Source organism: Lentzea sp. DG1S-22 (assembly GCF_036321065.1).
Classification (GTDB): Bacteria; Actinomycetota; Actinomycetes; order Mycobacteriales; family Pseudonocardiaceae; genus Lentzea; species Lentzea jiangxiensis.
Window position 1 is genome coordinate 8,155,309 of the sequence record NZ_CP143276.1, and the last position, 19,434, is coordinate 8,174,742.

16 protein-coding genes and 1 pseudogene are annotated in these 19,434 nt (G+C 71.4%); 16 read left to right on the top strand and 1 reads right to left on the bottom strand.

Annotated elements, in window-relative coordinates; genetic code table 11:
* Window positions 1-13 precede the first annotated feature (13 nt).
* From V1227_RS38890 to V1227_RS38925, 8 genes and pseudogenes are all read left to right on the top strand, one after another.
* On the top strand, window positions 14-541 hold the full coding sequence (locus tag V1227_RS38890) for a TetR/AcrR family transcriptional regulator (protein ID WP_442916567.1): 528 nt from the start codon (window positions 14-16) through the stop codon (window positions 539-541).
* Window positions 538-1,269, top strand: a complete 732-nt coding sequence (locus V1227_RS38895) for a TIGR03084 family metal-binding protein (protein ID WP_329790072.1) — start codon at window positions 538-540, stop codon at window positions 1,267-1,269. The genes V1227_RS38890 and V1227_RS38895 overlap by 4 nt, the downstream gene beginning before the upstream one ends.
* Window positions 1,266-2,788 (top strand): annotated as a pseudogene (locus V1227_RS38900) (acyclic terpene utilization AtuA family protein). Before V1227_RS38895 ends, V1227_RS38900 begins: the two are co-directional and overlap by 4 nt.
* Complete coding sequence (locus tag V1227_RS38905) at window positions 2,785-3,897, top strand: acyl-CoA dehydrogenase family protein (protein WP_329790073.1); 1,113 nt, start codon at window positions 2,785-2,787, stop codon at window positions 3,895-3,897. Before V1227_RS38900 ends, V1227_RS38905 begins: the two are co-directional and overlap by 4 nt.
* On the top strand, window positions 3,897-5,447 hold the full coding sequence (locus V1227_RS38910) for an acyl-CoA carboxylase subunit beta (protein WP_329790074.1): 1,551 nt from the start codon (window positions 3,897-3,899) through the stop codon (window positions 5,445-5,447). The genes V1227_RS38905 and V1227_RS38910 overlap by 1 nt, the downstream gene beginning before the upstream one ends.
* 5 nt (window positions 5,448-5,452) lie before the next feature.
* Window positions 5,453-7,285: an ATP-binding protein gene (locus tag V1227_RS38915; RefSeq protein WP_329790075.1), complete on the top strand. Its 1,833-nt coding sequence runs from the start codon at window positions 5,453-5,455 to the stop codon at window positions 7,283-7,285.
* Window positions 7,282-8,421, top strand: coding sequence for an acyl-CoA dehydrogenase family protein (locus tag V1227_RS38920; protein WP_329790076.1), 1,140 nt, complete (start codon window positions 7,282-7,284; stop codon window positions 8,419-8,421). The genes V1227_RS38915 and V1227_RS38920 overlap by 4 nt, the downstream gene beginning before the upstream one ends.
* A gap of 13 nt (window positions 8,422-8,434) precedes the next feature.
* Window positions 8,435-9,238: an alpha/beta fold hydrolase gene (locus V1227_RS38925; protein ID WP_329790077.1), complete on the top strand. Its 804-nt coding sequence runs from the start codon at window positions 8,435-8,437 to the stop codon at window positions 9,236-9,238.
* Here the strand turns inward: V1227_RS38925 and V1227_RS38930 are convergent.
* A complete protein-coding gene (locus tag V1227_RS38930; RefSeq protein WP_329790078.1) occupies window positions 9,178-10,083 on the bottom strand; it encodes a helix-turn-helix domain-containing protein in 906 nt (301 codons plus the stop codon). The two genes, V1227_RS38925 and V1227_RS38930, sit on opposite strands and share 61 nt — an antisense overlap.
* A gap of 180 nt (window positions 10,084-10,263) precedes the next feature.
* Between V1227_RS38930 and V1227_RS38935 the strand changes: the two genes are divergently transcribed.
* The 8 genes from V1227_RS38935 (at window position 10,264) to V1227_RS38970 (ending at window position 19,425) form a co-directional block, all read left to right on the top strand.
* Window positions 10,264-11,424, top strand: coding sequence for a S8 family peptidase (locus V1227_RS38935; protein ID WP_329790079.1), 1,161 nt, complete (start codon window positions 10,264-10,266; stop codon window positions 11,422-11,424).
* 85 nt (window positions 11,425-11,509) lie between these two features.
* The gene (locus tag V1227_RS38940; RefSeq protein ID WP_329790080.1) at window positions 11,510-12,583 is read left to right on the top strand and encodes a S8 family peptidase; all 1,074 of its coding nucleotides are present in this window, start codon (window positions 11,510-11,512) and stop codon (window positions 12,581-12,583) included.
* A gap of 119 nt (window positions 12,584-12,702) precedes the next feature.
* The gene (locus V1227_RS38945; RefSeq protein WP_329790081.1) at window positions 12,703-13,872 is read left to right on the top strand and encodes a S8 family peptidase; all 1,170 of its coding nucleotides are present in this window, start codon (window positions 12,703-12,705) and stop codon (window positions 13,870-13,872) included.
* A 60-nt stretch (window positions 13,873-13,932) separates the two neighbouring features.
* Window positions 13,933-14,964, top strand: coding sequence for a hypothetical protein (locus V1227_RS38950; RefSeq protein ID WP_329790082.1), 1,032 nt, complete (start codon window positions 13,933-13,935; stop codon window positions 14,962-14,964).
* On the top strand, window positions 14,961-15,347 hold the full coding sequence (locus V1227_RS38955) for a hypothetical protein (protein WP_329790083.1): 387 nt from the start codon (window positions 14,961-14,963) through the stop codon (window positions 15,345-15,347). Before V1227_RS38950 ends, V1227_RS38955 begins: the two co-directional genes overlap by 4 nt.
* Before the next feature lie 66 nt (window positions 15,348-15,413).
* Window positions 15,414-17,189 carry an aspartate--tRNA ligase gene (gene aspS, locus V1227_RS38960; RefSeq protein ID WP_329790084.1) on the top strand — a complete coding sequence of 592 codons (1,776 nt, stop codon included), beginning with the start codon at window positions 15,414-15,416 and terminating at the stop codon, window positions 17,187-17,189.
* Window positions 17,189-18,130: a DUF389 domain-containing protein gene (locus V1227_RS38965; RefSeq protein WP_329790085.1), complete on the top strand. Its 942-nt coding sequence runs from the start codon at window positions 17,189-17,191 to the stop codon at window positions 18,128-18,130. The genes aspS and V1227_RS38965 overlap by 1 nt, the downstream gene beginning before the upstream one ends.
* A gap of 113 nt (window positions 18,131-18,243) precedes the next feature.
* Window positions 18,244-19,425 carry a hypothetical protein gene (locus tag V1227_RS38970; RefSeq protein WP_329790086.1) on the top strand — a complete coding sequence of 394 codons (1,182 nt, stop codon included), beginning with the start codon at window positions 18,244-18,246 and terminating at the stop codon, window positions 19,423-19,425.
* Window positions 19,426-19,434 lie beyond the last annotated feature (9 nt).

Consider the following 19,434-nt stretch of genomic DNA (forward strand, 5'->3'; position numbering starts at 1 on the left):
CAAGCGGAAGCTGATGGAGGCGACCGTCGAGTGCCTGGTGGAACGCGGCTGGTCCGGCACGACGACGACCGAGGTGGCCGAGCGGGCCGGGGTGTCGCGCGGCGCGCAGCTGCACCACTTCCGCACGCGCGGGGAGCTGGTGGCCGCGGCGGTGGAGCACGTGGGCGCGGAGAGCGTCGAGGTGCTCAAGCGGCGTGCCGAGATCGCCGAGAAGAGCACGCACGCCGTGGTCGAGCTGATCGCGGACTTCCACGCCAGCGACCTGTTCACCGCCGCCCTGGAGCTGTGGGTGGCCGCGCGGACCGATCCCGAGCTGCGCGAGCAGGTGCTCGAGCTGCAGGCACGGCTGGGGCGCGAGGTGTACGGGCTGGCGCTGGAGCTGCTCGACGTGGGCGACAGCCGGCCCGGTGTGAAGGACGCGGTGCAGGCAACCCTTGATCTCGTGCGCGGGCTGGCGCTCGCCAACCAGCTCGCCGACGACGCCAAGCGCCGGGCGCACGTGGTGCGCTACTGGGCGCGGATGCTGGAGGAGCAGCTGTGATCACGGAACTGCTGGCCGACCTCGACGCGGAGTCGCGGGACCTCGACGCGCTCGTCGACGGGGCCGACCGGACCCTGCCGACCCCGGCGGAGGGCTGGACGATCGGCCACCAGATCGGCCATCTCATGTGGACGGACAAGGCGGCCGTGCTCGCGATCACCGATCCCGAGGCGTTCCAGGCGCAGCCGCTGACCGCCGACATCGTGGACCGCACGGCGGCGGAGGCGGCGGCGCTGCCGGACCTGCTGGAGCTGTGGCGCGACAGCAGGAGGTCGTTGCGGGAGCACCTCGCGCGGGCCACGGGGAAGATCGTCTGGTTCGGGCCGCCGATGAGCCCGGCGTCGATGGCCACCGCGCGGATCATGGAGACCTGGGCGCACGGGCAGGACGTCGCCGACGCGCTCGGGGTCGTGCGGGAACCGACGTCGCGGATCAGGCACGTCTGCCACCTCGGTGTGCGGACCATGGGGTTCGCCTTCCTGCTCAACGGGCTGGCGGCGCCGGACGCCGAGGTGCGGGTCGAACTGACCGGACCCGGCGGCGAGTCGTGGACGTGGGGTCCCGAGGACGCGGAGAACCGGGTCTGGGGGCCGGCGCTCGACTTCGCGTGGCTCGTGACGCAGCGGCGCAACCGCGCGCAGCTCGCGGTCGAGGCCGCAGGGCCGGTGGCGCAGGAGTGGCTGCCGATCGCGCAGGCCTTCGCCGGGCCGCCCGGAGGTGGCCGGTGATCCGGATCGGCAACGCCTCCGGTTTCTACGGCGACCGGCTGTCGGCGGTGCGCGAGCAGCTGGAGGGCGGTGACCTCGACGTCCTGACCGGCGACTACCTCGCCGAGCTGACCATGCTGATCCTCGGCCGCGACCGCGTGAAGGACCCTTCGCTCGGCTACGCGAAGACGTTCCTGCGGCAGATGGAGGACTGCCTCGCGCTCGCGCTCGACCGCGGCGTCAAGATCGTGGTCAACGCCGGTGGCCTGAACCCGGAAGGCCTCGCGCGCAAGCTCGACGCCAAGGTCGGGTACGTCACCGGTGACGACCTGAAGGAGCTGTTCCCGCAAGCGCTGACCGCCAACGCCTACCTCGGCGCGTGGGAGATCGCGGAGTGCCTGCGGCAGGGGGCTCAGGTCGTGGTCACCGGGCGGGTCACCGACGCGAGCCTCGTCGTGGGACCCGCGGCGGCGCACTTCGGGTGGGCCCGTGACGACTGGGACCGGCTGGCCGGGGCGACGGTGGCGGGTCACGTGCTGGAGTGCGGCACGCAGGCCACCGGCGGCAACTACTCGTTCTTCACCGAGATCGACGTGACGCGGCCGGGGTTCCCGATCGCGGAGGTCGACGAGGACGGGTCGTCGCTGATCACCAAGCACGACGGCACGGGCGGCGCGGTCACCGTCGACACCGTGACGGCGCAGCTGCTGTACGAGATCGGGGCGCCGGAGTACCTGGGACCGGACGTCACCACGCACTTCGACACGATCCGGCTGGACGCGCACGAGCGCGGGGTCAGGATCAGCGGGGTGCGGGGGTCTCCGCCGCCGGACACGCTGAAGGTCTGCCTGAACACGCTGGGCGGTTTCCGGAACTCGACGACGTTCGTCCTCACCGGGCTGGACGTGGAGGAGAAGGCCTCGCTGGTGAGACGCCAGCTCGTCGACGCCATCGGCGAGGAGGGCCTGACCTGGACGCTGGCGCGCACCGACCGTCGGGACGCGGCGACGGAGGAGCAGGCGAGCGCGTTGCTGCACGTGACGATCAAGACGGCGGATCCCCAGCGGGCCAAGGGGTTCAGCCGGGCCGCGATCGAGCTGGCGCTGGCGAGCTATCCCGGGTTCCACGTCACCGCACCGCCCGGCGACGGCACGCCGTTCGGGGTGTACCAGGCCGCGTACGTGCACCGTGACGAGGTCAGCGCGAAGGCGGTGCTGCTGTGAAGCGGCCGTTGGGAACGATCGCCGGTGCGCGCAGCGGGGACAAGGGCGGCGACGCGAACCTCGGTGTGTGGGTGCGGTCGGACGCCGCTTACGACTGGCTGACCGGCTTCCTGACGGTCGAGAGGCTGAAGGAGCTGCTGCCGGAGGCCGGTGAGGTCAGCCGGTACGAGCTGCCGAACCTGCGGGCGCTCAACTTCGTGCTGCACGGCCTGCTCGGCGACGGGGTGGCGAGCAGCACGCGGTTCGACCCGCAGGCCAAGGCGCTGGGCGAGTGGCTGCGCAGCAGGGAAGTGGAGATCCCGGAGGAGCTCCTGTGATCACGAAAGACCTGTACGAGCGCAAGGAGCTCAGGGAGCTCGTCCGCGACTTCACGCGCAGGGAGGTCGCGCCGCACCTCGACCGGTGGGAACGCGACGGCGAGGTCCCGCGCGAGCTGCACCGCAAGGCGGCGGAGCTCGACCTGCTCGGCATCGGGTTCGAGCACGGCGACCTCCTCGACACGGTCGCGCTGACCGAGGAGGTCATCCAGAACGGCGGTTCGTCCGGCGTGATGGCCGCGCTGTTCACCCTCGGCATCGCGATCCCGCACATCTGGCAGACGAAGAACGACGACCTGGTCGAGCGGTTCGCGAAGCCCGCCATCCGGGGCGAGAAGATCGGCAGCCTCGCCGTCACCGAGCCCGGTGCCGGCTCTGACGTCGCGGCCCTGCGGACGACGGCGGTCCGGGACGGCGACCACTACGTCGTCAACGGCGAGAAGACGTTCATCACCTCGGGCTGCCGCGCGGACTTCGTCACGGTCGCCGTGCGGACCGGGGAGAAGGGCTACCAGGGCATCTCGCTGCTGGTGGTCGAGGACGGGTTCACCCGCCGCAAGCTCGACAAGATGGGCTGGCACTGCAGCGACACCGCCGAGCTGCACTTCGACGACGTGCGCGTGCCGGCGGGGAACCTGGTGGGCGAGGAGAACCAGGGCTTCGTCCTCATCATGCGGCAGTTCCAGGTCGAGCGGATCACGATGGCGGTCCAGGCCTACGCGACGGCGCAACGGGCGCTCGACCTCACCGTCGAGTGGGTCCGCAACCGGGAGACGTTCGGCAAGCCGCTGATCAAACGCCAGGTGGTCAGCCACAGGCTCGCCGAGATGGCGCAGAAGACCGACCTGGCGCGGACGTACACGCGGGAGGTCGCCGCGCGGATCAACCGCGGCGAGGACTGCGTCACCGAGGTCTGCTTCGCGAAGAACGCCGCCGTGCAGGCCTGTTCCGAGGTCGTCGACGCAGCGGTGCAGCTGCACGGCGGCATGGGCTACATGCGGGAGTCCGAAGTGGAGCGCCACTACCGCGACGCCCGCATCCTCGGCATCGGGGGCGGGGCGAGTGAAGTGATGACCGAGCTCGCGGCACGACGATTGGGGTTCGCCTGATGGGCAACAGGGAGGCGCTGCTCGCGAAGATCGCGCAGCTGGACGCCGAGCACGCCAAAGCGCTCGCCGGAGGGGGGCCGAAGTACGTCGAACGGCACCACAGGCGCGGCAAGCTGCTCGCCCGCGAACGGGTCGAGCTGCTGGTCGACGAGGACAGCCCGTTCCTGGAGCTGTCGCCCCTGGCGGCCTGGGGCACCGACTTCCCCGTGGGCGCCTCGGTCGTCACGGGGATCGGGCGGATCGAGGGCGTCGAGTGCGTGATCGTCGCGAACGACCCGACGGTGCGGGGCGGGTCGTCGAACCCGTACACGCTGCGCAAGTCGTTGCGGGCCAACGACATCGCGTTGCAGAACCGGCTGCCGCTGGTCAGCCTCGTCGAGTCCGGCGGCGCCGACCTGCCGACGCAGAGCGAGATCTTCATCCCGGGCGGCCGGGCGTTCCGCGACCTGACCAGGCTCTCCGCCGCGGGCATCCCGACGATCACCGCCGTGTTCGGCAACGCGACGGCCGGTGGCGCGTACGTACCGGGCATGTCCGACTACGTGATCATGGTCAAGGACCGCTCGAAGGTGTTCCTCGGTGGTCCTCCGCTGGTCAAGATGGCGACCGGTGAGGACGCCGACGACGAGTCGCTGGGCGGCGCGCTGATGCACGGCGCCACCTCCGGCCTCGCGGACTTCGTGGCCGAGGACGAGCCCGACGCCATCCGGCTGGCCCGCCGGGTCGTGGCCCGGCTGAACTGGCGCAAGCAGGGCCCGCGGCCGGCGCCCGTCGAAGAGCCGCTGTTCGACGCCGAGAGCATCCTCGACCTCGTCTCCGAGGACCAGCGGGTGCCCTTCGACCCGCGCGACGTCATCGCGCGGCTGGTCGACGGGTCGCGGTTCGACGAGTTCAAACCGTTGTACGGCACCAGCCTCGTCACCGGCTGGGCCCGCGTCCACGGCTACCCCGTCGGCATCCTCGCCAACGCACGCGGTGTGCTCTTCAGCGAGGAGTCGCAGAAGGCCACGCAGTTCATCCAGCTCGCGAACTCCAGCGACACGCCGCTGGTCTTCCTGCAGAACACCACGGGCTACATGGTCGGCGCGCAGTACGAGCAGGGCGGCATCGTCAAGCACGGCTCGATGATGATCAACGCCGTCTCGAACAGCCGGGTGCCGCACCTGACGATCACGATGGGCGCCTCCTACGGCGCCGGCAACTACGGCATGTGCGGCCGCGCGTACGACCCGCGGTTCCTCTTCACCTGGCCCAACGCCAAGTCCGCCGTGATGGGGCCCGCGCAGCTCGCGGGCGTGCTGTCGATCGTGGGACGGCAGGCCGCCGCGGCGAAGGGGCAGGAGTACGACGAGGAGCACGACGCCGCCATGCGCAAGATGGTGGAGGCGCAGATCGAGGAGCAGTCGCTCGCGCCGTTCCTGTCCGGCAAGCTCTACGACGACGGCGTGATCGACCCGCGCGACACCAGGACCGTGCTCGCCCTCTGCCTCTCCGCTGTCCACAGCGGACCGATCAAGGGCGCCGACGGCTTCGGCGTCTTCCGGATGTGATCGACGTGATCAAGACACTCCTGATCGCCAACCGGGGCGAGATCGCCCGCCGGATCATCCGCACCTGCCGGGACAGCGGGATCCGCGCGGTCGCCGTCTTCTCCGATCCCGACGCGGACTCCCCGCACGTCCGGGAGGCCGACCTCGCGGTCCGGCTGCCGGGTGCGTCGCCCGCGGAGACCTACCTGCGCGCCGGCCTGCTCGTCGAGGCGGCCCTGCGAGCCGGCGCGGACGCCGTCCACCCCGGCTACGGCTTCCTGTCCGAGAACGCGGACTTCGCGCGGGAGGTGCAGGCGGCGGGACTGACCTGGGTCGGCCCCGAGCCGGACTCGATCGAGGCGATGGGTTCCAAGGTCGCCGCGAAGAAGCGGATGGCCGCCGCGGGCGTGCCCACGCTGCCCGAGCTGGACCCCGAGACCGTCACCGAGTTCCCGGTGCTGATCAAGGCGTCGGCCGGGGGCGGTGGCCGCGGCATGCGGATCGTCCGCGAGGAGGCCGGGTTCGCCGACGCTCTCGCGAGTGCGCGGCGCGAGGCCGAATCCGCGTTCGGCGACCCGACGGTGTTCTGCGAGCCCTTGCTGGAGCACGCGCGGCACGTCGAGGTGCAGGTCCTCGCGGACAGGCACGGCACGGTGTGGGTGCTCGGGGAACGCGAGTGCTCGATCCAGCGCCGCCACCAGAAGATCGTCGAGGAGTCGCCCAGCCCCGCGGTGACCGCCGAGGTGCGCGAGCGCCTGTTCGCCGCGGCGACGGCGGCGGCCGAGTCGATCGGGTACGTCGGCGCGGGCACCGTCGAGTTCCTGCTCGAGGGCGACGACTTCCACTTCCTGGAGGTCAACACGCGCCTGCAGGTCGAGCACCCGGTGACGGAACTGGTCCACGGCGTCGACCTCGTCGACTGGCAGCTGCGGATCGCCGAGGGGGCCGAGCTTCCCGCGCAGGCACCGCCACCGCGGGGCCACGCGATCGAGGTCCGCCTGTACGCCGAGGACCCCGCGCACGACTGGCGTCCCGCGAGCGGCACGCTGCACCGGTTCCACGTGCCCGGCGACGTCCGGCTGGACAGCGGCGTCGAGGACGGTTCGGTCGTCTCCGTGCACTACGACCCGATGCTGGCGAAGGTGATCGCGTACGCACCGACGCGCAGCGCCGCCGCCCGCAAGCTCGCGGCGGCGCTGGAGAGCGCGCGGATCCACGGCCTGGTCACGAACCGCCGGCTGCTCGTGGACGTCCTGCGCCACGACGCCTTCCTCCGCGGGGACACGCACACCGGGTTCCTGACCGAGCACGACTTCACCGGGACCGTTGACCCGCAACCGTTTGCGCTCGCCGCGGCGCTCGCCCAGGCGGCCACGCGCCGGATCGGGACGCTGCCCCTCGGCTGGCGCAACGTGCGGTCGCAGTGGCCGAAGGCGCGGTTCCTGCACGGCGAGGAGCTGGTCGAGGTCGAGTACGACCCGGAGCAGGCCACCGCGGACACCGTGGTGCTCGACCTGGACGGCGTGCGGGTCCCGTTCCACGTGGCCCGCTACGGGGACCTGGTGGAGGTCGACTCGCCGCGCGGGTCGGTGAGCCTCACGGTCGTGCCGCGCTTCCCCGAGCCGGAGGCGAGGCTCGCGCCGGGCGCGACCGCCGCGCCGATGCCCGGAACCGTGGTCCGGGTGAGCGTCGCGCAGGGCGACGTGGTCGAGGCCGGTGCCGAGTTGCTGGTGCTGGAAGCGATGAAGATGGAACACCGCGTGCTCGCGACCGGCGCGGGCACGGTCACCGAACTGCTCGTGGAGAACGCCCAGCAGGTCAACGCCGGAGACGTCCTGGTCGTAGTGGAGGAACAGTGAGCTTCGTCGAGTCCGCAGAGCGGATCGCGCTGCGCAAGGCGGTCGCCGAGTTCGGTGCGAAGTACGGCCACGAGTACTTCACGGCCAAGGCCAGGGCGGGGGAGAAGACCACCGAGCTGTGGGAGGAGGCCGGCAGGCTCGGCTACCTCGGCGTCGCGGTGCCGGAGGAGTACGGCGGCGGTGGTGGCGGCATCGGCGACCTCGCGGCGGTGTGCGAGGAGCTGGCGGCGGCGGGATGCCCGTTGCTGCTCATGGTGGTCTCCCCGGCGATCTGCGCGACGGTGATCGCGCGGTTCGGCACGGACGGGCAGAAGACCAAGTGGCTGCCCGGTTTCGCGGACGGCACGCTGAAGATGGCGTTCGCGATCACCGAGCCGGACGCCGGGTCCAACGCGCACAAGCTGAAGACGAACGTCCGCCGCGACGGCGACGACTGGGTCCTCAAGGGCACCAAGACCTACATCTCCGGCGTCGACGAGGTCGACGCCGTGCTCGTCGTCGCGATCCAGAAGACCGGACCGGTGCTCGTCGTCGTCCCGACCGACGCCGAGGGCTTCACCCGGCAAGAGATCGACATGGACCTGTTCATGCCGGAGAAGCAGTTCACGCTGTTCTTCGACGACGTCCGGCTGCCGTCCGACGCCGTAGTCGGCTCGCCCGACCAGGGACTGCTGCAGGTCTTCGCCGGGCTCAACCCCGAGCGGATCATGGGCGCGAGCATGGGAACCGGGTCGGCGCGGCTCGCCATCGCCAAGGCGGTCGAGTACGCCCGGCAGCGCACGGTCTGGGACACCCCGATCGGCTCGCACCAGGGGCTCGCGCACCCGCTGGCGAAGATCCACGTCGAGGTCGAGCTCGCCCGGCTGATGACGCAGAAGGCCGCCGCGCTCTACGACTCCGGTCACGACAGGGAGGCGGGAGAGGCCGCGAACATGGCCAAGTACGCGGCGGGCGAGGCCGTCGCGGCGGCCGTCGACCAGGCGATCCAGATCCACGGCGGCAACGGCCTGAGCCGCGAGTTCGGGCTCGCGTCGATGCTCGCGTCGTCCCGCCTTTCCCGCATCGCGCCCGTGTCGCGCGAGATGGTGCTCAACTTCGTCGCGCAGAACTCGCTGAAGCTGCCCCGCTCGTACTGACACACTGCGGGGCATGGGGACTTTCAGGAACGCGGACGGCGCCGCCCTCGCCTACCACGGCGAGGCCGGCGACCCGTTGATCTGCCTGCCGGGCGGGCCGATGCAGGCGTCGTCCTACCTGGGCGGGCTGCCGCTGCGGGACGTGGTCCGGCTCGACCTGCGCGGCACCGGGGAATCGGAGAAGACGGGCCACTACCGCGTCGACCGCCAGGTGCACGACGTCGACGCGCTGCGCGGGCACCTCGGCCTCGACCGGATCAGGCTGCTCGGCCACTCGGCGGGCGCCACGCTCGCCGTCCTCTACGCCGTGCGTTTTCCCGAGAGGGTCGAGGAACTCGTGCTCGTCGCGCCCAGCCCGCGCGTCGTCGGCGTCGACGTCACCGACGCCGACCGCCGGGAGGTGGCCCTGGCGCGCAGCGGTGAGCCCTGGTACGCCGAGGCGGTCAAGGGGTTCGAGGAGATCTGGGCGGGCAGGGTGACGCCCGAGGCGTTCGCGAAGATCAGCCCGTTCTTCCACGGGCGCTGGGACGACGCGGCCCGCGCGCTGGACGACCACCCGCGCAACCCCGAAGCCGCGGCGGAGTACTACGCCGACGGCGCCTTCGACACCGCCCGCGTCCGCGAGGAGCTCGCCGGGCTCGACGTGCCGGTGCTCCTGGTCGCCGGTGAGGTCGACGTCTCGCTCCCGCCCCGGCGCGCGCGGGAGTTCGCGGACCTCTTCCCGCGCGCGACGCTCGTCGTGCAGCCCGCGGCCGGTCACTTCCCCTGGGTGGACGACCCCGCGGCGTTCGCGGCGGCGGTCCAGCGCATCCCGTAGAGACCGGGACCGAAGTCGAGAGCGGCGGCGTGCGCGTAACCCCCCTCGTCCACCGGGGCGGGACGCGTGCCGCCGGACAATTCCGCGCCGGCCGGGCCGGAGGCGAATTGTTCGCACGACTCGGGTGGCGACCCGGCCGGGAATTTGATCTCCAGAACGTAGTCGTGGACGCGTTCGGCGAACCGCCGGAAATGCGTGTGCTCCGCGGTCGGGCGCGGATAGATCAATTCGTACTCGATCGCGACGCAGTCACCCGTGGAGATCGGTTCGTCGAACACGAGCTCCGCGACGAGCACGCCGTTCGTGCGTTCCCGCGCGACCCTCCCGACCTGGCAGGAACGCACGGCGGTGAGCGCCGGCTGCGCCGAACCCGTTTCCTGGCACAGGATCCAGCGGTCCACATCGGCCGCCCTCGCCTGCATGACCTGGCGTGAGCGGACGCCCAGCACGCCGCCGCACGGAGCGACCTCGACCCTGTCGTGCTGGGCGGTCAGCACCAGCCCGGACCCGTCCCACGGCGTCCGCGCCGAGGTCTGCCGCCTGCGCGAACGGCCCCGCGGCCGCGGCGGGCCGAGCAGGCGGCTCAACGCGGTCTCCGGCAGTCCCAGCACGTCCTCCAGCTGCGCCAGCGCCCTCAGCGACTCCGGCCGCTCGGGCCTGCGCCTGCCCGACTGCCAGTAGCTCAGCGCCGTCACGCTGATCGGCGCGCCGCGCAGCTTCAGGCGGTGCTGCAGCCGTTCCAGGCTGAGTCCCCGCACCTGGATCGCGACCCTCAGCGCGTCCGCGAACGGACCCGTCACCAACAGGTCGGCGAGCTCCTCGTGCGGTGGGTGAATCGTGAGCATCGGTCCTCCGTTTCACGGAGTCAAGATCGGAAGGCTATCGGCGGCAAAGGGAAGTCGGTACAGCCGATCGGCGGTTTTGCCCGGGTTCGGAACTCGGCAGGTTCAGATCTCGGGACTATTACGCCGCCAATGTCCTCGATCGGGTTCCTGAGCATCCCTGCGACGAACAGGACTTGTGCAATGCGGAAGACAGCGACCCTCCTGGGCTCGGCGGTCGTGATCGCCGCCTTCGCCGCGCCCGCCACCGCCGCCGCCGGCGAGATCCGCGTCTCGCCCGGTGAGAACATCGCCGGCAGCTTCATCGTCAAGCTGAAGGACGACGCGGTCACGGCGAGCGCGCAGACCCTCGGATCCCGGTTCGGCGGCCAGGTAGGGCACGTCTACGACGCCGTGTTCCGGGGCTTCTCGATCAGGATGAGCGACGTGCAGGCCCGCAGACTCGCCGCCGACCCGTCGGTCGAGTACGTCGAACGCGACCAGGTCGTGAGCATCCAGGCGACGCAGACGAACCCGCCGTCGTGGGGTCTCGACCGCATCGACCAGCGGAACCTGCCGCTGGACCAGCGCTACACCTACAACACCACCGGCTCCGGCGTGAACGCCTACATCATCGACACCGGTGTCCGCACCACCCACCGCGACTTCGGCGGCCGTGCCCGCAACGGCTACGACTTCGTGGACAACGACGCCGTCGCGCAGGACGGCAACGGGCACGGCACGCACGTCGCCGGCACCGTCGCGGGCACGGCGCACGGCGTCGCGAAGGCCGCGACCGTGTACGGGGTCCGCGTGCTGAACAACTCGGGCTCCGGCACCATCGCCGGTGTCGTCGCGGGCGTGAACTGGGTGGCGAACAACCACGTCAAGCCGGCCGTGGCGAACATGTCGCTCGGCGGCGGCGCGAACACCTCGCTCGACAACGCCGTGCAGGGCGCCATCACGCGCGGCGTGACGTTCGCCGTGGCGGCGGGCAACTCGAACACGAACGCGGCGAACTCCTCGCCCGCACGCGTGGGCGCGGCGCTGACCGTCGGCTCCACCGACCGCACCGACGCGCGGTCGTCGTTCTCCAACTACGGCGCGATCGTCGACGTCTTCGCGCCCGGCAGCGGCATCACCTCGGCCTGGCACACCAGCGACACGGCCACGAACACCATCTCGGGCACCTCGATGGCCTCGCCGCACGTCGCCGGCGTGGTGGCGCGGTACCTGCAGGGCAACCGGAACGTGACGCCCGCCCAGGTGGCGACCGCGATCACCTCCAACACCACCGACGCCAAGGTGACCAACCCCGGCCCGAGCACGACCACGAGGCTCCTGCACTGGGCCCCGACCAGCTGAGCCCCGTGCAGCGCGCGGCCCCGGTTCCCCGTGGACCGGGGCCGCTGTTTCCCCGCACAACCCCGCACCGAAAGGAAATCTGCCCGTGAGAGCCCTGCTGGCAGTCGCCGCCGTCGCGGCAGCGGTCGTGGTCGCCCCGGCGTCCGCGGCCACGTCGTCCTACGTCGTGGTCCTGCGTGACGGGACCGTGTCGTCGTTCGGCGGGAAGGTCGACCACACGTACTCCCACGTCTTCAACGGATTCAGCGCTCACCTCACCGCACGCCAGGTGCGTGAGCTGGAGGCGGACCCGAACGTGTCCTCTGTGGAGCGCGACGGGGTCGTGCACGCCAACGGCGTCCAGTTCGACCCGCCCTGGGGCCTCGACCGCGTCGACCAGCGGGCGTTGCCGCTGGACCGGCGCTACGAGTACACGACCACCGGCCGCGGCGTGAACATCTACGTGATCGACACCGGGCTTCGCGTGACGCACGCGGACTTCGGCGGCCGTGCGCGCAACGGCTGGGACACCGTCGACAACGACGCGATCGCGCAGGACGACAACGGTCACGGCACGCACGTCGCGGGCATCGCCGCGGGAACCACCCACGGCGTCGCGAAGCAGGCGACGGTGTGGGGTGTGCGCGTGCTCAACGGGTCGGGCTCCGGCACGATCTCTGGTGTCATCGCCGGAGTGGACTGGGTGACGCGCAACGCGGTCAAGCCCGCCGTGGCCAACATGTCGCTGGGAGGCAGCGCTTCCGCCGCGCTGGACACCGCGGTGAAGAAGGCGATCGACTCGGGCATCTCGTTCACGGTCGCCGCGGGCGGCGGCAACACCGATCCTTCGGGCTCGTCGCCGCAACGGGTTTCGCAGGCGATCTGCGTGGGCGCGTTGACGCAGAACGACACCAAGTCGTCCTCGTCGAACTACGGGCCGCTAGTGGACATCTGGGCGCCGGGCGTCAGCATCCCGTCGGCGTGGAACACCTCGGACACCGCGACCGCGACGCTGAGCGGCTCGTCCATGGCCGCACCCCACGCGGCCGGTGTCGCGGCGCGTTTCCTGGAACGCGACCGCACCGCCACGCCCGCGCAGGTCGAGCGCGCGCTGGTTACCACGGGCACGCCGGGAACGCCACCCGTCACTCGTATCCTCCACTGGCCGCCATCGCTGTGAAAGTGAATTGTTCGGCAATGCAAGGGCGTCTTGATCTTTGGGACACCCTTGGCAGGAACCGGATCTCTCCATAACGTCGAAAGCGCTTCGTTCCCCTGCAAAGAACGGAAAGCGACACCATGACGCGAAAGATCCGGTTCCTGGCCGGTGCCGGCGTGGCGAGCCTCGCCCTGTCGGTTCTGATGGTTCCCAGCGCTTCCGCCGCCGAAGGCGAGGTGTTGTCCCTCGACGCCCCCGAGAAGATCTCCGGCAGCTTCATCGTGAAGCTGAAGGAGGGCAAGGGCAACTCGCACGCCCTCGCCTCCCGCTTCGGCGCGAAGGTGGAGCGCGACTACACGAGCTTCGGCGGCTTCAACGTGAAGCTCACGGAGAAGCAGGCCAAGCGCCTCGCCGCCGACCCGTCCGTGGAGTTCGTCGAGGCCGACCAGGTCGTGCGGACGCAGGCGACGCAGACGAACCCGCCGTCGTGGGGTCTCGACCGCATCGACCAGCGCAACCTGCCGCTCAACAGCTCCTACAGCTACACCTCGACCGGCAGCGGCGTGACGGCGTACGTCATCGACACCGGTGTCCGCGTCAGCCACTCCACGTTCGGCGGCCGCGCCACAAACGGCCGTGACTTCGTGGACAACGACGCCGTCGCGCAGGACGGCAACGGCCACGGCACGCACGTCGCCGGCACCATCGCGGGCTCGCAGTACGGCGTCGCCAAGAACGCGCGCATCGTCGCCGTCCGCGTGCTCGACAACAACGGCTCCGGCACCCTCGCCGGTGTCGCCGCGGGCATCGACTGGGTGGGCAACAACGCCGTCAAGCCGGCCGTCGCCAACCTGTCGCTCGGCGGCGGTGCCAACGCCACCCTCGACACGGCCGTCCGCAACGCCGTCGCCAAGGGCGTGACCTTCGCCGTCGCCGCCGGCAACTCGAACGCCAACGCCTCCGGCTTCTCCCCGGCCCGCGTGACCGAGGCGATCACCGTCGGCTCCACCGACCGCACCGACGCCCGCTCGTCGTTCTCGAACTACGGCTCGGTGCTCGACATCTTCGCCCCCGGCCGCGACATCACCTCGTCGTGGCACACCTCCGACTCGGCCACCAGCACCATCTCCGGCACGTCGATGGCCACCCCGCACGTCGCGGGTGCGGCCGCCCGCTACCTCTCGACGAACCCGTCGGCCTCCCCGGCCGCGGTGGCCTCGTACCTGGTCGCGCAGTCGACGCCGTCGAAGGTGACGAACCCGGGCACCGGTTCGCCGAACCGCCTGCTGTACCTCGCGCCCACCGCGTGAGACCGCTCTGAGTGAAAGGGCCGCGACCCCGGTCGCGGCCCTTTTCCTATCCTGGGGTCCATGGTGGAGGGTCTGAAGAGGATCGACTGGTACCGGTTGCGCAGCCACGACGGGTACGGCGACGACCTCCCCCGGCTGCTCAGGCAGGCCCGGACCTCGGTCGAGCCGCACGAGGAACTGGTGCGGCACCTGTGCGGCGACGAGTTCGAGGTGAGCGAGGCGACCGCGGCGGCGTGGCCGTTCCTGCTGGACCTCGTCGCCCACGACAACACCCCCGGCCGCGAGTGGCTGCTGGAGAACGTGTGCGGCGCGATCGCGGTCGCCGGGGGCAGCGGCTCCCACGGCGTCCACCCGAGCTGGCCACCCGCCTGGGAGGCCTCGAAACCGGCGCTGCTGGCCCTGCTCGACCACAGCACCGTGGCGGTGCGGCGGGGTGCGCTGTTCGTGCTGGGGCAGGGGCGCGGGGACAGCGCGCCGGTGCTGCCCGCCCTGGCGCGGCGGTGGGACGAGGAGACCGATCCCGCCACGCGGTTGTGCCTGGTGATCGTCGCGACGGAGTTCGCGGGGCGGGGCGACGAGGCCGCGCTCTCGTGGCTGCGCGAGCGGGAGGTGCCGGACGACGAGCCGCTCGCGCGGATGCTCGTGTCGGCGGCGACCCGGCCGGACGCCGGGGTGGTCCTGCGCGGCCTGACCGGGGACCTCGGGCTGTTCCTCGAGACCGGGCAGTTCGAGATGGGCTACGACGAGGTGCTGGAGCACGTGCTCTGGCTGGTGCGGCCCCACGACTTCGAGGGCATGGACCTCGTGCTGGCGCTGGTGGACGTGCTGCCGTGGCGCACGGAGGCGCTCGACTACCTGAGGAGGCTCTTCGAGCGCGACACCGCGGACGTGGGCCTGGTCGTGCCGTACGTGCCGGTGTGGGCGGCCGATCCGGACGTGCGGCTGCGGGCCTTCGCGGTGTGGCTGGTCGGTGTGGCGCGGGCTCGCCAGTACCGGCGCCTCGTCGAGGAGGCGGTGCACGACCACGCCGTGACCTCGCTGGGCCAGCGCGTCTCGTCCCTGGCCGCGTCGGTGCTGCTGGACCTGCGGTGAGGCCTGTGCTGCAAGGGCTCGACGACGTCGCGTGGCACTCGGTCGACCACGCCTACGGCCCCGCGCTGGACACGCCGGGCCACCTGCGGGCGCTGCTGTCCGACGACCCGGAGGTGGTCGCCGGGGCCATCGGCGACCTCGACCGGACGATCCACGAGGAGGGCGGTTTCGTGTGCCCTGCGGCCACGGCGGTGCTGCCGTTCCTCGCCGAGGTCGTGCCGCTGCTGCGGGAGGACCACCGGGCGGCGGTGCTCGACCTGGTCGCGCGGATCGCGGACGACGGCGAGAACGCCGAGCAGGTCGACGACGGGTGGCACGCCGCGTGGGCGGAGGCGGAGCCGGTGCTGGGGAGATCATCCGGGCAGCCGGAAAGCCCTGCGTGAAAATCTGTCGGTGGCTCCGGCTAGCCTTGACGGCAAAGCTGACTTCGTCTACAAGGAGCCACCACCGTGTTGCGCACGCACGAGGCCGGGTCACTCCGGGCCGAGCACGCCGGGCAGTCCGTCACCCTCACCGGGTGGGTCGCTCGCCGGCGGGACCACGGCGGTGTCATCTTCATCGACCTTCGCGACGCGTCCGGTGTCGCCCAGGTCGTGTTCCGCGAGGGCGAGATGGCCGAGCGCGCGCACCGGCTGCGCAGCGAGTACGTCATCAAGGTCACCGGCGAGGTGAGCAAGCGCCCCGAGGGCAGCGAGAACCCCGAGCTGCCGACCGGCGCCATCGAGGTCTACGTCAGCGACCTCGAGGTCCTCAACGAGGCCGCGCCGCTGCCGTTCCAGGTGGAGAGCGACGTCGAGCCGGGCGAGGAGGCCCGCCTCAAGCACCGCTACCTCGACCTGCGCCGCTCGACCCCGGCCAAGGCCATCCGCCTGCGCAGCGAGGTCAGCCGCATCGCCCGCGAGGTGCTGCACGCCGAGAAGTTCGTCGAGGTCGAGACGCCGACCCTGACCCGTTCCACGCCCGAGGGCGCGCGCGACTTCCTGGTGCCCGCCCGCCTGCGCCCGGGTTCCTGGTACGCGCTGCCGCAGTCGCCGCAGCTGTTCAAGCAGCTGCTCATGGTCGGCGGCCTGGAGCGCTACTACCAGATCGCGCGCTGCTACCGCGACGAGGACTTCCGCGCCGACCGCCAGCCGGAGTTCACCCAGCTCGACATCGAGATGAGCTTCGTCGAGCAGGACGACGTGATCGGCCTGACCGAGAAGCTCCTCGCCGCGATCTGGAAGGAGACCAAGGGCGTCGAGCTGCCGCTGCCGTTCCGCCGGATCTCCTACGCCGACGCGATGGCGAAGTACGGCTCGGACAAGCCGGACCTGCGCTTCGACCTCGAGCTCACCGACCTGACCGAGTACTTCAAGGACACGACGTTCCGCGTGTTCCAGGCGCCGTACGTCGGTGCCGTCGTCATGCCCGGTGGTGCCTCGCAGCCGCGCCGCACGCTCGACGCGTGGCAGGAGTTCGCCAAGCAGCGCGGCCACAAGGGCCTCGCGTACGTGCTGGTCCAGGAGGACGGCACGCTCGGCGGCCCGGTCGCGAAGAACCTCACCGACGCCGAGCGCGACGGTCTCGCCAAGGCCGTGAACGCCAACCCCGGCGACTGCATCTTCTTCGGTGCGGGCGACCCGAGGGACGCGCGCGCCCTGCTCGGCGCCGCCCGCGTCGAGATCGCGCACCGCGTCGGCCTGGTCGACGAGAACGCGTGGGCCTTCGCGTGGGTCGTCGACTTCCCGATGTTCGAGTCGGTCGACAAGCTCGAGGCCGGTGACGTCGCGGTCGGCGGCAGCACCTGGACGGCGCTGCACCACGCGTTCACCTCGCCGACCCCGGAGTGGATCGACAACTTCGAGTCCGACCCGGGCAACGCGCTGGCCTACGCCTACGACGTCATCCTCAACGGCAACGAGCTCGGCGGTGGCTCCATCCGTATCCACCGCGCGGACGTGCAGCAGCGCGCGTTCAACGTGATGGGCATCGGTGCCGAGGAGGCGCAGGAGAAGTTCGGCTTCCTGCTCGACGCGTTCAAGTACGGCGCCCCGCCCCACGGCGGCATCGCGCTCGGCTGGGACCGCCTCTGCATGCTGCTCGCGGGGGTCGACTCGATCCGCGAGGTCATCGCGTTCCCGAAGTCCGGCGGCGGCTACGACCCGCTGACCGCGGCCCCGGCGCCGATCACCGCGCTGCAGCGCAAGGAAGCCGGCGTCGACGCCAAGCCCGACCAGAAGGCGTAATGCTGCGGCTGAGGGTGGTCTGCCCGGCAGACCAGACCGAGGCCGCCCTGGAGGTCCTCCGCGGCCACGCGGGAGCCACCCACCTGGTGCTCCTGCGCGGCGCGGCGGTCGACCCCGAAGGCGACCTCATCACCGCCGACGTGGCCCGCGAGGCCGTCGACGAGATCGTGACGGCGCTCTGCGACCTCCACATCGACCACACCGGTGGCGTGACGATCGAAACGATCGACACGTCGCTGTCCGACGCCGCCGACCGCGCCGAGGAGAACGCGCCGGGCGAGAGCTCGGACGTGATCGTGTGGGAGGAGCTGATCGCGAAGTCGGGCGAGGAGTCCCGGCCGAGCGTCACGTTCCAGGCGTTCCTCACCATCGCGTGCCTGCTGGCGGCGGTGGGCGTCGCGACGAACTCGCCGGTCACGATCGTCGGCGCGATGGTCGTCGGACCCGAGTTCGGTCCGCTGGCGGCGATCGCGGTCGGGCTGGTCGCCAAGCGGTGGGACCTGGTGAAGCGCGCCTCGCTCGCGTTGGCGATCGGCTTCCCGCTGGCCATGGTGATCACCTCCGCGCTCACGTGGATCGGTGAGCTCGGCGGCCTGTTCGACCGGGACGCGCTGCTCAACGGCCACGAGGTCGACTTCATCTACCAGTTCGGGCCGTTCTCGCTGATCGTGGCGCTGCTGGCGGGTGCGGCGGGCATGCTGTCGATGACGTCGGCGAAGTCCGCGGCGCTCGTCGGCGTGTTCATCTCGGTCACCACCGTGCCCGCCGCCGGCTACGCCGCGCTGGCCGCGGTTCTCGGAGTGTGGGACAGGGTCGGGCCCGCCGTCGCCCAGCTGGGCATCAACTTGATCGGTATTGTCGTCGCCGCCGCGCTCGTGCTGTTGATCCGCAAGCGTGGGGCAACGGATGGTGTTTCCACACGTCCGCTGTCCAGGGGATGATCACCGAGCAACCTCCGGGCAGCCCGAGCCGTTATCAACGAGTGGTGGCAGTCGCGGCCCGGCCCGATTAGCGTCGGTCGGGCTCAGGGGCTGGGGGAGTAGGGTCGGAGGGGATGAGCGTGGAGATCACCGCGGGCTCTCCCGAGACGACCTCACCTGAGATCGCCGAAGCCGTCGGGGCTGCCGAGCGGGTGCTGACCAAGCGGCTGGGCGCACAGGTGCGCCTCGCGGACCCCGAGGCCCTCGGGGGTACAGGTCGTTCCGTCGTGATCCGCGTGAGAGTCGCCTCCTCGCCGTTCTCCATGCCGCGCACGCTGGTCGTGAAGCAGTACCCGCCCGCGAGCGGCGACCGCGACCCGTGGGCGCACGAGGCCGTCAGCCACCAGCTGCTCACCGCCCTCCCCGCCGAGGAACGGGCGACGCCGGAGCTGTTCGCGCACGACGCCAAGTTCCGTCTCGTCGTGCTGGAAGACCTGGGCCGTGCGCCGCGTCTGTCCGAGAAGCTGCACGCGAAGGACGCGCGCGCTGCCGAACGAGGCCTGCTGTCGTGGGCACACGCCATGGGCCGCCTGCACGCCACCACGGCCGGCCGTGACGCCGACTTCGACGCGTTGATGCGCCGGGCGGGCGCGCAGTGCTGCCAGGACCCGATCGCGGTCGACGTGCACGCGGCGATCGCGGGCTTACCGGCCCTGCTCGAGACCACCCTGGGCGTGGCGACGTCGTCGCAGGCCACCGAGTTCGCCGCCAGGGCCGCGCGGGCGTTCAGCACCTCGCGGCGGCGCGCGTTCAGCCCGTCGACGTCCTGCCCGGACAACCACCTGGTCACCTCGCGCGGCGTCCGGTTCGTCGACTTCGAGGGCGGCTGCGTTCGCGACATCGTGTTCGACGCGGCGGCGCTGCGCGTGCCGTTCCCGTCGTGCTGGTGCGGCTGGGGCCTGCCGCCGGGCATGTCCGAGGCCATGGTCGCGGCTTGGCGGGCCGAGGTCGGGTCGGTGTGGCCCGAGATGGACGACGACGCGGTGCTCTTACCGCGCCTGCTGGAGGCCCAGCTGCTCTGGGTGTGGCTCGCGACGTGGCGGGCCCTGTCCAAGCCGATGCCGGTGGCCGACCCGGTCGACAACGCCCCGCCGCGCACCGTCGTGCTGGCCGGCCGGTGGGTCCGCCTGCGGTCCGACGCGCTGGTGCTGGGCGAGAAGACGGTCGCGTCGCACGCCGACGCGGTGATCGGCGCCCTGGCCGACCGCTACGGCCCCGAGGTGCTCGAACTCCCGCTTTACCCAGCATTTCGCTGACCGGTTCCC

Bases quoted from the DNA above. Each gene is read 5' to 3' on its own strand.
- V1227_RS38945 (WP_329790081.1), top strand. From the start codon at position 12,703: ATGACGCGAAAGATCCGGTTCCTGGCCGGTGCCGGCGTGGCGAGCCTC.
- V1227_RS38965 (WP_329790085.1), top strand. From the start codon at position 17,189: ATGCTGCGGCTGAGGGTGGTCTGCCCGGCAGACCAGACCGAGGCCGCC.
- V1227_RS38910 (WP_329790074.1), top strand. From the start codon at position 3,897: ATGGGCAACAGGGAGGCGCTGCTCGCGAAGATCGCGCAGCTGGACGCC.
- V1227_RS38950 (WP_329790082.1), top strand. From the start codon at position 13,933: ATGGTGGAGGGTCTGAAGAGGATCGACTGGTACCGGTTGCGCAGCCAC.
- V1227_RS38925 (WP_329790077.1), top strand. From the start codon at position 8,435: ATGGGGACTTTCAGGAACGCGGACGGCGCCGCCCTCGCCTACCACGGC.
- V1227_RS38970 (WP_329790086.1), top strand. From the start codon at position 18,244: ATGAGCGTGGAGATCACCGCGGGCTCTCCCGAGACGACCTCACCTGAG.
- V1227_RS38890 (WP_442916567.1), top strand. From the start codon at position 14: ATGGAGGCGACCGTCGAGTGCCTGGTGGAACGCGGCTGGTCCGGCACG.
- V1227_RS38935 (WP_329790079.1), top strand. From the start codon at position 10,264: ATGCGGAAGACAGCGACCCTCCTGGGCTCGGCGGTCGTGATCGCCGCC.
- V1227_RS38930 (WP_329790078.1), bottom strand. From the start codon at position 10,083: ATGCTCACGATTCACCCACCGCACGAGGAGCTCGCCGACCTGTTGGTG.